Source organism: Poseidonibacter antarcticus (assembly GCF_003667345.1).
In the GTDB taxonomy this organism is placed as follows: domain Bacteria; phylum Campylobacterota; class Campylobacteria; order Campylobacterales; family Arcobacteraceae; genus Poseidonibacter; species Poseidonibacter antarcticus.
In genome coordinates this window covers 1-14,001 of sequence record NZ_RCWF01000011.1, presented here as the reverse complement: position 1 = coordinate 14,001, position 14,001 = coordinate 1, and the positions used below count along the sequence as shown (strand labels likewise).

General features: G+C 27.4%; 18 protein-coding genes and 1 pseudogene. 7 read left to right on the top strand and 12 right to left on the bottom strand.

The features are described 5' to 3' along the window. Nucleotide 1: 1 nt before the first annotated feature. Together D9T19_RS11605 and D9T19_RS11600 are read right to left on the bottom strand one after the other, a co-directional pair. Nucleotides 2–616: a TPM domain-containing protein gene (locus D9T19_RS11605; RefSeq protein WP_121628405.1), complete on the bottom strand. Its 615-nt coding sequence runs from the start codon at nt 614–616 to the stop codon at nt 2–4. A 2-nt stretch (nt 617–618) separates the two neighbouring features. Continuing rightward, nucleotides 619–1,212: a LemA family protein gene (locus tag D9T19_RS11600; RefSeq protein ID WP_121628404.1), complete on the bottom strand. Its 594-nt coding sequence runs from the start codon at nt 1,210–1,212 to the stop codon at nt 619–621. 266 nt (nt 1,213–1,478) lie between these two features. Between D9T19_RS11600 and D9T19_RS11595 the strand changes: the two genes are divergently transcribed. From D9T19_RS11595 to ung, 3 genes and pseudogenes are all read left to right on the top strand, one after another. Beyond that, complete coding sequence (locus tag D9T19_RS11595; protein ID WP_121628403.1) at nt 1,479–3,125, top strand: acetolactate synthase large subunit; 1,647 nt, start codon at nt 1,479–1,481, stop codon at nt 3,123–3,125. A 32-nt stretch (nt 3,126–3,157) separates the two neighbouring features. After that, entirely contained in the window at nt 3,158–4,549 is a 1,392-nt protein-coding gene (locus D9T19_RS11590) for an aldehyde dehydrogenase family protein (protein WP_121628402.1), read from the top strand. Nucleotides 4,550–4,618: 69 nt separating this feature from the next. Beyond that, a pseudogene (ung, locus tag D9T19_RS11585) lies at nt 4,619–5,275 on the top strand (uracil-DNA glycosylase); the annotation flags it as partial. Nucleotides 5,276–5,287: 12 nt separating this feature from the next. Here the strand turns inward: ung and D9T19_RS11580 are convergent. After that, nucleotides 5,288–5,635, bottom strand: a complete 348-nt coding sequence (locus tag D9T19_RS11580) for a nitrous oxide-stimulated promoter family protein (RefSeq protein WP_121628400.1) — start codon at nt 5,633–5,635, stop codon at nt 5,288–5,290. Between the two features lie 58 nt (nt 5,636–5,693). Then, the gene (locus D9T19_RS11575; RefSeq protein ID WP_121628399.1) at nt 5,694–6,092 is read right to left on the bottom strand and encodes a hypothetical protein; all 399 of its coding nucleotides are present in this window, start codon (nt 6,090–6,092) and stop codon (nt 5,694–5,696) included. A 193-nt stretch (nt 6,093–6,285) separates the two neighbouring features. Between D9T19_RS11575 and D9T19_RS11570 the strand changes: the two genes are divergently transcribed. From D9T19_RS11570 to D9T19_RS11560, 3 genes are all read left to right on the top strand, one after another. After that, nucleotides 6,286–6,651, top strand: a complete 366-nt coding sequence (locus tag D9T19_RS11570; RefSeq protein ID WP_121628398.1) for a ComEA family DNA-binding protein — start codon at nt 6,286–6,288, stop codon at nt 6,649–6,651. 80 nt (nt 6,652–6,731) lie between these two features. After that, on the top strand, nt 6,732–7,145 hold the full coding sequence (locus D9T19_RS11565) for a YchJ family protein (RefSeq protein ID WP_121628397.1): 414 nt from the start codon (nt 6,732–6,734) through the stop codon (nt 7,143–7,145). Nucleotides 7,146–7,153: 8 nt separating this feature from the next. Further along, nucleotides 7,154–7,897, top strand: a complete 744-nt coding sequence (locus tag D9T19_RS11560; protein ID WP_121628396.1) for a YaaA family protein — start codon at nt 7,154–7,156, stop codon at nt 7,895–7,897. On the opposite strand, the gene D9T19_RS11555 is transcribed toward D9T19_RS11560, so the two are convergent. The 6 genes from D9T19_RS11555 to secG form a co-directional block, all read right to left on the bottom strand. After that, a complete protein-coding gene (locus D9T19_RS11555) occupies nt 7,894–8,493 on the bottom strand; it encodes a thiaminase II/PqqC family protein (protein WP_121628395.1) in 600 nt (199 codons plus the stop codon). The genes D9T19_RS11560 and D9T19_RS11555 overlap by 4 nt on opposite strands. A gap of 59 nt (nt 8,494–8,552) precedes the next feature. Beyond that, complete coding sequence (locus tag D9T19_RS11550) at nt 8,553–9,623, bottom strand: MFS transporter (protein ID WP_121628394.1); 1,071 nt, start codon at nt 9,621–9,623, stop codon at nt 8,553–8,555. Continuing rightward, the gene (locus D9T19_RS11545; RefSeq protein ID WP_121628393.1) at nt 9,623–10,099 is read right to left on the bottom strand and encodes an RDD family protein; all 477 of its coding nucleotides are present in this window, start codon (nt 10,097–10,099) and stop codon (nt 9,623–9,625) included. Before D9T19_RS11545 ends, D9T19_RS11550 begins: the two co-directional genes overlap by 1 nt. Nucleotides 10,100–10,102: 3 nt before the next feature. After that, nucleotides 10,103–10,702, bottom strand: coding sequence for an orotate phosphoribosyltransferase (pyrE, locus tag D9T19_RS11540; RefSeq protein WP_121628392.1), 600 nt, complete (start codon nt 10,700–10,702; stop codon nt 10,103–10,105). 2 nt (nt 10,703–10,704) lie between these two features. Beyond that, complete coding sequence (gene frr, locus D9T19_RS11535; RefSeq protein ID WP_121628391.1) at nt 10,705–11,262, bottom strand: ribosome recycling factor; 558 nt, start codon at nt 11,260–11,262, stop codon at nt 10,705–10,707. Nucleotides 11,263–11,447: 185 nt separating this feature from the next. Further along, complete coding sequence (secG, locus tag D9T19_RS11530) at nt 11,448–11,822, bottom strand: preprotein translocase subunit SecG (RefSeq protein WP_121628390.1); 375 nt, start codon at nt 11,820–11,822, stop codon at nt 11,448–11,450. A 105-nt stretch (nt 11,823–11,927) separates the two neighbouring features. Here secG and D9T19_RS11525 point away from each other — a divergent pair, with 105 nt between their 5' ends. Beyond that, entirely contained in the window at nt 11,928–12,623 is a 696-nt protein-coding gene (locus tag D9T19_RS11525; protein WP_121628389.1) for a methyltransferase, read from the top strand. Here D9T19_RS11525 and D9T19_RS11520 read toward each other — a convergent pair. Both D9T19_RS11520 and D9T19_RS11515 read right to left on the bottom strand, forming a co-directional pair. Next, nucleotides 12,575–12,979: a thiamine-phosphate pyrophosphorylase gene (locus D9T19_RS11520; RefSeq protein WP_121628388.1), complete on the bottom strand. Its 405-nt coding sequence runs from the start codon at nt 12,977–12,979 to the stop codon at nt 12,575–12,577. The two genes, D9T19_RS11525 and D9T19_RS11520, sit on opposite strands and share 49 nt — an antisense overlap. Nucleotides 12,980–13,013: 34 nt before the next feature. After that, nucleotides 13,014–13,712: a Bax inhibitor-1/YccA family protein gene (locus D9T19_RS11515; protein ID WP_121628387.1), complete on the bottom strand. Its 699-nt coding sequence runs from the start codon at nt 13,710–13,712 to the stop codon at nt 13,014–13,016. Nucleotides 13,713–14,001 lie beyond the last annotated feature (289 nt).

Below are 14,001 nucleotides of genomic sequence, written 5' to 3'. Positions count from 1 at the left end.
TTTATATCAACTCAATTACTTCATTTGGAAGTTCATTTTCATCATCATCTTTTATTGGAAACTCTTTTATCAAATAAATACTGCAAGTGTTAATAGCTTTTAAGTAACCACCTGATAAATCGCCATTTTTAACATCTTTTATAAACTCATCTACTATTTCTTGCCAATAGTCATTAGATATATTTACTGATATATTTTCATCTGTAATTATTTCAACATATTTTTCATCAATACTTACAAAAAACATTAAAGCGTGTTTTGTTTTTGTTCTATTTAATTTTAGGTTTGCAAATTGTATATTTGCATATTTACTTGCTATACTCTTTTTATAAAAACTTGGAAGTAAAAATAAAACTAAACTTTCAAACTTATCAAAAATAAAATGTAAGACTAAAAATAAAAGTATTTGAATTTGCATTAAAAATAGAGTTGAAATATCAAAATATAAACAAATTAAAGAGATAAAACAAACCATAATTATACTTATTACAGATGATTCATATTTATATGTAGCACTTTTTTTAGTAACAACTGCAACTAATTCAGCAGAACTTTTAGACTCTAAAAGTTCAATTGACTTAGAAATAGCTTGTTTATCTGCTTCATTTATATACATAACTAAAACTGAACTTTTGGAGCTTCTTGTTCAGCTTGTGTAGCTGTAAATGTTTCTTTTACACTTGCACTTGGATGAACAATAGCAGCTACAAGTTTTCCAGGCATTGTACGAAGTTCAAGATTATATTTTTTAACAGCAGTAATAAAATCTTTTCTTGCAACTGTAATTCTATTTTCAGTACCTTCAAGTTGTGATTGTAAAGCCATAAAATTAGCATTTGCTTTTAATTCGGGATATTTTTCAACAACTACCATCAATTTTGATAAAGCACTTGAAAGTCCTGCTTGTGCTTGTGAAAATTGTTGCATTGCTGCTGGATTATTTAAAGTATCAGCGTTAATATTCATTTGTGAAACTTTACTTCTAGCTTCAGTAACTTGAATAAAAGTATCTTTTTCATGAGCTGCATAACCTTTTACAGTAGAAACAAGATTTGGAATTAAATCTGCTCTTCTTTTATATTGGTTTTGTACCTGAGACCATTTTTCTTTTACATTTTCATCTAATTCTGGAACATTATTATAGTTTGAAAATATTAAATACATAAGTGGTAATACAATTATAACCACAAGGGAAATAGCAATTTTTTTCATTTTTAACCTTTTGTTTAATTGAAGCAATGGTAGTTAAATTATGTTTAACATAATATAAATGCTTATTTAGTGAAATAAATGTATTACACTAATTTTATATTTGATTATTATTAAAGATGTGAAAATTCAGCTATGCTAATATTTAAATTAAATAAATCAAATAGTATAATATATATCAGGGAAAAGAGTATAATCTAAACTACTTTTTAATAGATATTGAGTATGATTATCAACAAATCAATAAATTAACAAAATCGGAGTATTATATGAATGCATCAGAACTATTTATAAAAGCATTAGAAAATGAAAATGTTGAGTATATTTTTGGAATTCCAGGTGAAGAAAACCTTGATTTCTTAGAAGCACTTAGAAAATCAGATATTAAACTTATTTTAACAAGGCATGAGCAAGCAGCAGGTTTTATGGCAGCTACTTATGGACGATTAACAGGTAAAGTAGGAGTTTGTCTTTCAACTTTAGGCCCAGGAGCTACAAACTTCGCAACAAGTGCAGCTTATGCACAATTGGGTGGAATGCCGATGATGATGATTACAGGTCAAAAACCAATCAAAAAATCAAAACAAGGTAGATTCCAAATTATAGATGTTGTTGGTATGATGAAGCCAATGACGAAATATGCAAAACAAGTTGTAAATGGGAACAATATTCCATCTATGGTTAGAGAAGCATTTAAAATAGCAACAACTGAGAGACCAGGAGCAGTTCATATTGAATTACCTGAAGATATTGCAGCTGAAGAAGTTGAATTAAATATTTATCCAGTTCGAACATTTAGATATCCAAAAGCGGAAAAAACTGCTATTGCTGATGCTGTAAAAATGATTGAAAAAGCAAAAATGCCACTTTTATTAATAGGAGCTGGTGCAAATAGAACAAGAATTGGAAGTGCACTTACAGATTTTGTAAATGATACTGGAATTCCTTTCTTCTCAACTCAAATGGGAAAAGGTGTAATTGATGAAAATCATAAACTTTGTTTAAGTACAGCGGCACTTTCACAAGATGATTTTATTCATTGTGCAATTGAACGAGCTGATTTGATTATCAATGTTGGACATGATGTAATTGAAAAACCACCATTCTTTATGGATAATCATGAAGGTGCAACGAAAGTTATTCATATTAATTTCTTACCTTCAGAAGTTGATGATACATATTTCCCTCAACTAGATGTTTTAGGAGATATTGCAACAAATATTAATAGTTTAAATACAGCACTTTCACCTCAAGATCATTGGGAATTTGATTATTACAAAAAAATGATTATTGAAGTTAAAACACATTTAAATAAATACTTTGCAGATACAAGGTTCCCTATTCTTCCTCAAAGAGCAGTAAGAACTATCAGAACTATCTTAGATGATGAAGATATTGTAACTTTAGATAATGGTGTTTATAAAATTTGGTTTGCAAGAAATTATAGATGTGCGCAACCTAATACTTTATTATTAGATAATGCCTTAGCAACTATGGGTGCAGGACTTCCTTCAGGAATGGCTGCTAAAATGGTAAATCCAGATAAAAAAGTTGTTGCAGTTTGTGGTGATGGTGGTTTTATGATGAATTCACAAGAAATTGAAACAGCAGTAAGATTAGGAATAGATTTAACAGTAATCATTTTAAACGATAACGCTTATGGAATGATAAAATGGAAACAAACAGGAATGGGATTTGAAACATATGGTCTTGACTTAAACAACCCAGATTTTGTAAAATATGCCCAAGCTTATGGAGCAAATGGATATAGACCTGAATCTTGCGAAGAGTTTGAGCAAACATTAGAAAAATGTGTAAATAGCAAAGGTGTTCATATAATAGATTTAGCAGTTGATTATTCATTAAATCATGCAATTCTAAATGACCTTTTAGCAAAAAAACAATGTTTAGTATAAATAGAAAATATAGAAAATAAGGAATAAATATAATGAATACAATTGATGTAACATCACCATTTGATGATAGAGTAGTTGGTACTGTACCTTTTAGTACACAAGAAGAAGTAGAAGCAGCTTTAGATTTAGCTCATGCAACTTTTTTAGATAGAAAAAACTGGATTCCAAGACACGAAAGAGTAGAAATTTTAGACAAACTTGTTACGATTATGTCTTCACAAGTTGAAGAGCTTACTATTCTTTGTGCAAGTGAAGGTGGTAAACCTTATGTTGATTCTAAAGTTGAAGTTTTAAGAGCTATTAATAGTGTTAAACTTGCAATTGAACACTTAGGTGCTTATGAAGGTAAAGAAATCCCAATGGGACAAACTCCAACTTCAGCACATAGAATTGCTTATACTTTTAAAGAACCTATTGGTGTTGCAATTGCTATTTCAGCATTTAATCACCCAATGAATCTTGCAATTGGACAAGTTATTCCTGCAATTGCTGTTGGTTGTCCTGTTATTATCAGACCTGCTACTCAAACTCCAATGTCAGCACTTAAAGTTGTTGAGATGTTAAAAGAAGCTGGACTTCCTGATGGTTGGGCTCAAGGTATTGTTTGTGATAGACATGGAAGTGAATATTTAGCAACTTCTCCTAAAACTTCATTCTTGACATTCATTGGTTCAGCTAATGTTGGTTGGTACTTAAATTCAAAAGTTGCTCCAGGAACTAGAGTAGCATTAGAACATGGTGGAGTAGCACCTGTTATTGTAGCAGCTGATGCTGATATTGATGCAATGATTCCTGATTTAGCAAAAGGTGGTTTTTACCATGCTGGTCAAGTTTGTATTTCTGTTCAAAGAGTATTTGTTCATGAATCAATTTGTGATGAAGTAGCTAGTAAATTAGCTGATGCTGCATCTAAATTAGTTGTTGGTGATCAATTAGATCCTAAAACTGAAGTTGGACCATTAGTTAATAATGATGAAGTAAATAGAGTTGAAGAATGGGTTAATGAAGCAGTAGAAAAAGGTGCTAAAGTTTTAACAGGTGGAAAAAGAATTTCAAAATCTTGTTATGAACCAACTGTACTATTAAATCCATCTGATGATGCTATTGTATCAAATAAAGAAATATTTGGACCTGTTGTTTGTATCTATACTTACAATGATATTGACGAAGCTATTGCAAAAGCAAATTCTCTAAATGTATCTTTCCAAGCAGCAGTATTTAGTAAAAATATTGATACTTGTTTAAAAGCAGTAAGAGAATTAAACGGTACAGCAGTTGTAGTAAATGACCATACAGCATTTAGAGTTGACTGGATGCCATTTGGTGGAGCAAAAGAGAGTGGTGTAGGTGTTGGTGGAGTTCCTCACGTAATGGAAGAAATGTCAAATGAAAAAATGATGATTATAAAATCTCCTGTTTTATAATAAAAAATTAAAACTATTTTAAATTAAAAGCTAAGGTTTAAAAGCCTTAGCTTTTTTTATTTACAAAAAAGGACAGAAATGACATGGCAAGATTTCTTTAAAGAAGAAGAACAAAAAGATTATTATAAAAATTTAATGGCACTAATTGATGAAGCTTATTTAAAAACTACAGTTTTCCCCGCAAAAGATAGAATTTTTAATGCTTTTAATCTAACACCTTTTGAAAACTTAAAAATAGTAATTTTAGGACAAGATCCATATCATGGAATAGGTCAAGCCCAAGGTTTAGCTTTTTCAACTCCTAAAAATATTAAAAATCCACCTTCTATGAGAAATATATTAAAAGAAATAGAAGAAGATTTAGGTCAAAAATCTCTATGTGAAGATGGAGATTTAAATCCATGGGCAAAAGATGGTGTATTGCTTATAAATGCAATTTTGACAGTTGAAGAAGGGAAACCTAAATCTCATCATAAATTAGGTTGGGAAATATTCACAGATAATCTAATAAAGTTCATATCTGCTAATGCTAAAGATATAATTTTTATATTATGGGGTTCTAGTGCTATAAAAAAAGAAAAGATTATTGATACTTCAAAACATTATATTTTAAAAGGTGTACATCCAAGTCCTTTGTCTGCTTATAGAGGTTTTTTTGGCTGTAAACATTTTTCAAAAGCAAATAAAATTTTAAAAGAAGTAGGTAAAAATGAAGTTAAATGGTAAACTTTATTTTGCTTAAGAAAATATACTTTTAATTCTTTTCTTGACTTTAGATAGACTTAATTTTATTGCTGAATATTTCATAACTTTCGCAGCATTTTTCCATCTTATTTTTTCATAACAAGGTGTTGGACAAGTTCTACATCTTGGTTTTATTTCGTGTTGACACTGTTTTAATCGCTCAAAAGAGTAATTGATTGAGTCATAACAAGTAGGGCAAAGAGAAAGGTTTAGCATAAATTCTTTATCTTTATATTTTAAAATGATTTCTTTTTCTATTTGATCATCATGTTTATCTTTACAATAAAGCTCAAAGAACTTTTTTAAAGTATTTATTTCTATTTCAAATTTTTCTGTAGTCATGGTTTAAGAATATCCTTACATAATTATTAAATATATAATAGATGAATAAGGAAAGGTTTTATATACCTTTCTTTAATTCAAATAATTGATTGTATAAATTTGTTTTATGAATTTTATCTACTTGCATAAAAATAAAGGCTACAACAATTACATTTAGATGGATTAGGGCATCTTGTAATGGAAAAAAGATGAAAATTAAACCAATAATAAAAATAAAGAATGGTTTTGCAAATTTAATAAGTCCCTGAGTTTTAATAAGTTGTAATCTATACTCATTTTCATTATTTAAAATAAATTCTTTATCTTCTTGGCTTAGTTGATTGGTTTCTTCTAAATTTTTAAGTCCTTTTATTACATCAATATTTTTTTTGTATTGTAAATATCTATAAAATAATATTCCAATTAAAATTATAGATATAAAATTTGAAATTAGTTGTAAAGGTATTTGATTTAACATTAACTTCCTTTATTTGTGAATTTTTGTATTCTTTTTTTTAAAAGATATTCTAATTATACAAAAGATAGCTTATTAAATACTCACAATATATATATTGTAAATTAAAAATAAAGAAAAAAGTCAATAAATAATTTAATTTATGATTTATATATAATATGATATAACTAATTATATTATTTCTAAGGAGTAGAAGATGAAAAAAATTGTTGTAATGTTATTATTAGGTGTTTCTTTTATGTTAGCTGCTATAAATCTACAAACAGCATCAAAAACTGAACTTATGAGTATTAAGGGTATTGGTCCTGTAAAAGCTGAGCAAATTATTAAGTATAGAAAAACTAATAAGATTAATAAAGCTTCAGATTTACAAAATATAAAAGGTTTTGGTCCTGCTATTATTTCAAACATTACAGGAAATAAAACAGTTGCAAAATCTAAGAAAACAGTTAGTAAAAGTGAAAAAACTGTTAAAAAAGCAAAAAAAATGGAAAATAAAACAAGTTTAAAACTTGAAGAAAAAAGAAGTACAAAAATCCCTAAAGCAAAAGAATCTAAATAATAAATCTAGGTAGACGTAAGTCTACTTAGTTTTTTTACGCAAATTATGTTAATATCTCTTAAATATTTAAGAGGTCAATATTGAAAATATCTTCAAATTCACAATGTCCTTGTGGAACATTAATAAAGTATAAAAAATGTTGTAAACCATTTCATGATGGTTCAAATCCAAAAACTGCTGAACAACTGATGCGTTCAAGATTTAGTGCATTTAGTTTAAATAAATCAGATTATATTATAGAAACTACGCATCCCGATAATCAAGACTATACTTTGAATCTTCAAAGTTGGGAAAAAGATATTAGGAACTTTAGCGATTATACAGATTTTATAAAATTAGAAATTTATGAAACTATTGAAGGTAAAGAAGAGAGTTTTGTGAACTTTAGAGCAACACTTAAACAAGGTAAACTAGATGCATCTTTTAATGAAAATAGTAGATTCTTAAAAGTAAAAGGCAAATGGCTATATGTTGATGGAATATTTACGGATTAAGGAATAAAATGAAAATATTATTTTCACCAAGTGAAGCAAAATATAAAGATGGCAATGATATAAAATTTGATGAGAAAAGTTTTATTTTTCCATCTTTATATAAATACAGATTAGAAATTATTGAGAAATATCAATCTTTTATAAATAATGCTACAAATGAACAAAAAGCAAAATTAATCGGTACAAAAAAACAAGATGTTATTGATTATTATTCAAGTGATATTTTTGCAAGAAATACAAAAAAAGTTATACAAAGATATGATGGAGTTGCTTATGATTATTTGAAATATGAAGAATTATCATCAAGTGAGCAATTATATATTGATAAAAATGTAGTGATTTTCTCTAACCTTTTTGGTCCTATACTTGCAGGAGATACAGGTCTTCCTGATTATAAATTAAAGCAGGGTGAAAAGTTAGATGGCTTAGCAGTTGAACTTTTTTATAAAGAACATTTTACAGAAGCTTTAGATGAATATCTACAAGATGAAGATATTTTAGATTTAAGAGCAGGTTTTTATGAAAAGTTTTATAAGTTAAATAAACCATATACAACAATGAAATTTATAAAAAATGGTAAAGTTGTTAGTCATTGGGCAAAAGCCTATCGGGGTATTATTTTAAATACAATTTCTAGAAACAATATAAATTCAATTGAAGAATTAATGAATCTAGAAATAGATAATTTAAGTGTAAGTGAAATAAAAGTACAGAAATTAAAAACTGAAATTATTTATAATATTACTGACTAATTAAATTCAACCACTTGGTCAAAAAATGCAATTTCTAATTTTATAGCTTGAGAAAATATATCATTTAATTTCTCAAAGTTATAATCTTTAATTTCATTTACTAATTCAATACAAGCATCACTAGACTTTTTATAGTCATCATCTTGATATAATTTAATCCAATCTTCATAACGATTATTTTCACAAACTTCTAAACTACTTATATAAACACCCAGTTCATAATAACCAACAAGACATGGAGCAATTGCTATTAGTAAGTCTTCATATGTTCCATTGTTTATAAGATTTTCTAGATAATTAGTATAGTTCTTTGTTGCAAGACTTGGGTTTACATCTGTATTATCAGATTTTGTATGATGTTCTAATTCTAATTGTACCCCTTGAACAATAGGAGCAAAACATTGTGAAGCATTGGGAAATTGTGATAGTTTCTCAATTGCTGCTAGATATATAAGTAAATAATAGTAATCTTGAGCAATATAATAATCAAAACTCTTTTGACTTAATGTTTGACTTACAAGTTTATTGGCAAATATATGTTTTGTATAGCCGTTCCAAATATTTAAATTTTTTGTTTTTAATTCATTAAATAACACAGGTACTCCAAATAATTTTTGTTATTGTATCAAAAAACAGTATGTAAAGAAATACAAAGTTAAACTAAAAATAATGAGATAAGAGAGATAAGGGCAAAAATTGCACTATAAACAAATATATATTCACCATAAGTCCAACCAGCAACTAAAGCACCAATAAAACCACCTAAACCATAAGCAACTCCATACATAAACTGCTGTGCTAGTTTTTTATTATCATAAAGAGTGTATAAGAATATAATAACAGTGCTATGATATAAAGCAAAAGAAAAAGCATGTAATCCTTGTGCAATAAATGTCATAGTTAAAGAATCAGGAAATATGTATAATATCAACCATCTAAATATTGTAATTCCTACACAAACTTTGATGATGTTTAGTAAGTTTCTTTTTAATAATGGACCTTGAAAATACAACATTATTATTTCACATATAACTCCAAAAGTCCAAAGATATGAAACCATTTCTAAACTTATTCCATGTTCTGTTTCATAAATAGTGAAAAAGTTGTAAAAACCTCCAAAACTCATTTGCATAAAAAATAAACTAAGCCAAAATGGCCAATATTTAAAAAAAGAAAAACTTTCATCTTCTATACTTTTTACATGAGCTACATCATTTTTTACTAATAATAATGCAAATACTACAGTTAAAATATTCGCACATAAATAATAGTTTAACGCAATCTTAGGTTCACTTAAAAACTTTGCAAGAACTAATGAAACAACCATAAAGCCAATAGAACCAAATAATCTTGATTTACCATATTTGTTACTACCTAGATTTTTTATTGCTGTTACATCTAAATATGGAAGGATAAGAGATAAACAAACACCTAAAATTGCATTGTTTATTGTAAAAGCATAAAAGTTATCAATAGTAAAATAAAATAATGATGATGTAAGAATAGATAAAAAAAGAGCAGTTTTAAAAACTGTTAGATTTAATTCAATATGTTTTAAAAATAAAAATGGAGTAGCAAACCTCATTAAGGGAGCTAGTGCAAAAACTACACCAATTTGAAATGTATCATATCCAATATCATGTAAGACTTTTGGCATAAAAATTACATATACACCAACAGCAGCAAAATAGAAAAAGTAAAAGGCTGATAGATTAAAAAATAACATTATTCGTGAACAATAATAGTATTAGAGAGTAAATCCTGGAATGTTTTTTTATCTTTTCTTATAAATGGTAGAAATATTAAGAAAAATGAAACAACTGCAAATAGTGTAGCAGCGTATCTTATAAGTGATTGAACTAAAGATATTCTTTTTTTACTTACAGCATCTACAATCTTAAGTCTATAAGCTTTAAGTCCTGGAGTTTGATTTTTAACAAACCAAAAGAATATGATTAGTAAAAGATGAACAAAAAGAATTATTAACCATCCTTTTGTTCTATTTTGTGAAAATGCTTCACCACTACCCATAATAAGATATATTACAATATAAAGTATAGGAGTAGTAATCAGAAAAGTATCTGTTAAAAAAGCTCTAAGGCGTGAAGAGATAGAAGAAGATTCCACTTGAATAGTTTCTTCTTTAGAAATAGGTGACTTTTCCTTATTCTTATTATGTTTAGTATCTCTCCATCTTGCCATAAATTAGTTTCCTCTTGATCCTGGTTTATATGCAATATCTTTGAAATCACATTCATCAGGAGTATACATTTGGAAAGTAAAGTCTTCTAATGCAAAAAGTGGTTTATCCAAAGGAAGTTTACAATTTTCTTTTGCTTGTAAATCACTTCCAACTCTAGAACAAAAACCTCTGTTTGCAAGTGCTGCATAAGCAGTAATATTTCCACCTGCATTTTCTACTTGTTTTGCTGCTTCAAGTGCTGAACCACCAGTTGTGATAATATCTTCACAAATAATATAATTTTCACCTTCTTGTACTTCAAAACCTCTTCTAATTGTCATTTGTCCATCTACTCTTTCTGCAAAAATAAATCTTACATCAAGAGCAGTTGCTAGTGCAAAACCAGCTATTAATCCACCAAGTGCAGGTGAACAAACAGCATCAACTTTTATACCAGATTCTTTAATTTGAACAGCTAGAGCTTCAGCTAAAAGTTTAGCTGTTTTAGGATCTTCTAAAACTTTTGCAGATTGTAAATAAAATTTAGAAAAATTCCCAGAACTAAGTTTAAAATGACCTTCTAATAATGCATTTGCATCTTTATATATTTGAGCTATATTCATCATTAAACCGTTAAAATTTCTTGTTCTTTTGCTTTAAAAGTACTATCTGCTTTTGCTACATAAGAATCTGTAATTTTTTGAATTTCATCTTGAGCTTTTTTGCTCTCATCGTCACTTATTTCTTTATCTTTATGTAAAACTTTGATCTTATCATTCGCAGCTTTTCTGATATTTCTAATAGCAACTTTTGCATTATCAGTCATAACTTTAGCACCTTTAGCACTAATTTTTCTTTGATCAACAGTCATTGGTGGAAAGAATAATTTAATTAAATCTCCATCATTATTTGGATTAACACCAATGTTAGCATTTTGAATTGCTTTTTCTATAGTACCTAAAAGATTTTTTTCCCATGGATTTATTACAATAGTTGTAGCATCTGCTGCTAAAACAGAACCAACTTGATTTAAATCAGTAGGAGTTCCATAATAATCAATTTTTATACCATCTAAAACTGAAGTAGTAACCTTCCCCGTTCTTAGTGTTTTATAATCTCTTTTTAAAGCCTCTATAGATTTCTCCATATGATCTTTAGTTTCAGCGTTTAGCTCTTCTAACATTAATTCTCCTTTGTTTTATTAATAATTAACTTAATTTTATAGTAGTCTGACTTTTTACTTAATTTGGCGGTATTATACCATTTTAAACTTTGAAATCTTTTGTTTATTACGTATTAAATTAGAGAATATTTAAAAATGAGTTTTGAAAATGAAGTAAGAAATATTAAATATTTCTTACTAAAAAATTATTTAGCTGCTGGTACCGTTGGTACTGGTGCAGAAGTAGGTGCGGCAGGGGCTGTTGGAGCCGCTGGTGCTGATTGTTCAGTTGCAGCAACTGGAGTAGATGGAATTAATGTTTCTGTTTTAACATTATCAATTGCACTTGCATTTCTTTTTTCATTATACATGTAACCTAAGACTACTGTGTTAATGATAAAAATTAAACCTAATGCCATTGTAGCTTTAGTCAAGAAATTACCTGGTCCTTTAGCACCAAATAATGATTCATTACTTCCACTGTAAGCTCCAAGACCAATGCTTGAACTTTTTTGAAGTAAGATTACTATTGTTAATATTATTGCTAAAACAAATTGAACTACCAAAAGTGTAGATGTCATAATCTATTTCCTTTTTGAAAAATGGGGTATATTTTATCTAAAACTTATTAAGAAAAAGTTAAAATAAAATACATTAAAAAATAAAGACTATTATAAAGAGTAAAATTGTCAATAAAAAATGAATTTTCTAAGCATGCGAATGAATATAATAACAATAATATAATTCAACAAATCATTGCAAAATCACTTGTAAGAGATGTTAAAACAAATCCAAAAAAGATATTAGAATTAGGTTGTGGCTCAGGTCAAGTTTTTAATCACATAACATGGGAAATTGATTTTTATAAAGCAATAGATTTTTCTCCCAAAATGTGTGAATTACATCCTAAGAATGGGAATATAGTAGTTAAATGCTATGATTTTGATTCTGAAGATTTTTTAAATGAAATTAAAAATGATTCATATGATTTAATACTCTCTTCCTCAGCTTTACAATGGTCAAAAGATTTAGATAAAATTATAAAAAATCTTTCATTTATTAGTAATGAAATTAACGCAGTTTTATTTACCTCAAATACTTTTAAAACAATACAAAATATAACAAATACAAAATCTCCAATTTTAAGCCAAAAAGAGATAAAAGAAGCATTCTCACATTATTTTAATTGTGAATTTGAAACAATTATGTATAAATTAGAGTTTGATAATAAAAAAGATTTGTTTGATTATATTAAAAATTCAGGAGTAAGTGGAGAAGGTAGAAGTTTAGATTTTAAAAATGCTAAAAAATTATATAAAGAATATAATTTAAACTATTTAGAATTTGAAGTGATTTTTGTTAAAACTGTTTCTAAAGTATAAAGTTCATATCTAATATATTTAAAAGTCTCACTATCTTTAATAGATATTAGTTTACAAAATTCTTCAAGTACACGAGAACTTTCTTGTGCTCTTTTAAAGTTAGCAATCAATATTGAATATAAATCATTTCTATTTTGTTCACTTTTAATAGATTCTCTTAATACATCATTTGCAACATCTCTAGTTTCTAGCATTTCATTGTAAATATCTAGTCTAGCTAGGTGTCGTAAGTTTTTCAATTTGAGTGAAGTTTCTTTATCATTATATACATATCTAAATATATCTTCTACTACTCGAATACCTTCTCGTAGTCTATTTAAATTTGCATCTATAAGTCGTAGTTTATTTGATTCCATAATAATATGAAACTAACTCCAAGAGGAGTTAGTTTTAGTCGTCGTTACTATTCATGATTCCTAAAATTTGTAATAATGAAACAAACAAATTAAGGAAATCTAAATATAAAGATAATGCAGCATCAATTGGTGAATCATATCCACCTTTGATTATTTGTTGCGTATCATATAAAATAAATGCAGAAAATAATAAAGCTCCAACACTAGCAATACCTAATTGCATTAATGAAGATTGAATAAAGATATTTGAAATACCTGCAACAATCATTATTATTAAAGCAATGAATAGCATTTTTCCCATTGAAGAAAAATCTCTTTTAGTAGTCATAGCAAACATTGAAATACCACCAAAAGCAACTGAAGTCATTAAAAAAGCTTGACCAACTATTGATGCACCAGAAGCCATCGCAAAAATCGAAGCTAATAAAGGAGCTATAGTTAATCCTGTGATAAACGTAAATCCAAATAATACAGCTAAGTTAACACCTGGAATATGTTTTGTTCTTGGGATTACAAAGAAAATTAATGCTAATTCAACAGCAAATAAAATCCATTTAACAGGTCCCATTAACATTTGAACTATTTCTAGTCCAATATATGCCCCTGCAGTTGCAGCTAATAAAGAACCTGCAAACAATTGATAAGTTGCTCTTAAAAAACTCATCATTTGTGCTTGAGAAGACTCTTGAGTATGTTGATTAGAATTATTTGATAAATAATCTCTATTATACATATTTATATCCTTTTTAATTTTATTATATTAATTTTGTAATTTTATTATGTTAGTCTTAATAACATCTTTATTTAGACTAATAAATAATAGTATAAAAAAGTAAATGAAAGATTAATATAAAGAATAAAATAAACAAATTATACAAAACCCAATAAAAAATAAGTAAAATTAAAAAGTTCACCTAAATTAACAAATTTAAGCGAATCTAAAGTAAACTCCCTTGACAAAGCAAATAAAACCCCCTATAATTCCCGTCCAATTTAAGTGACACCAAGTGTTACGAGAAATG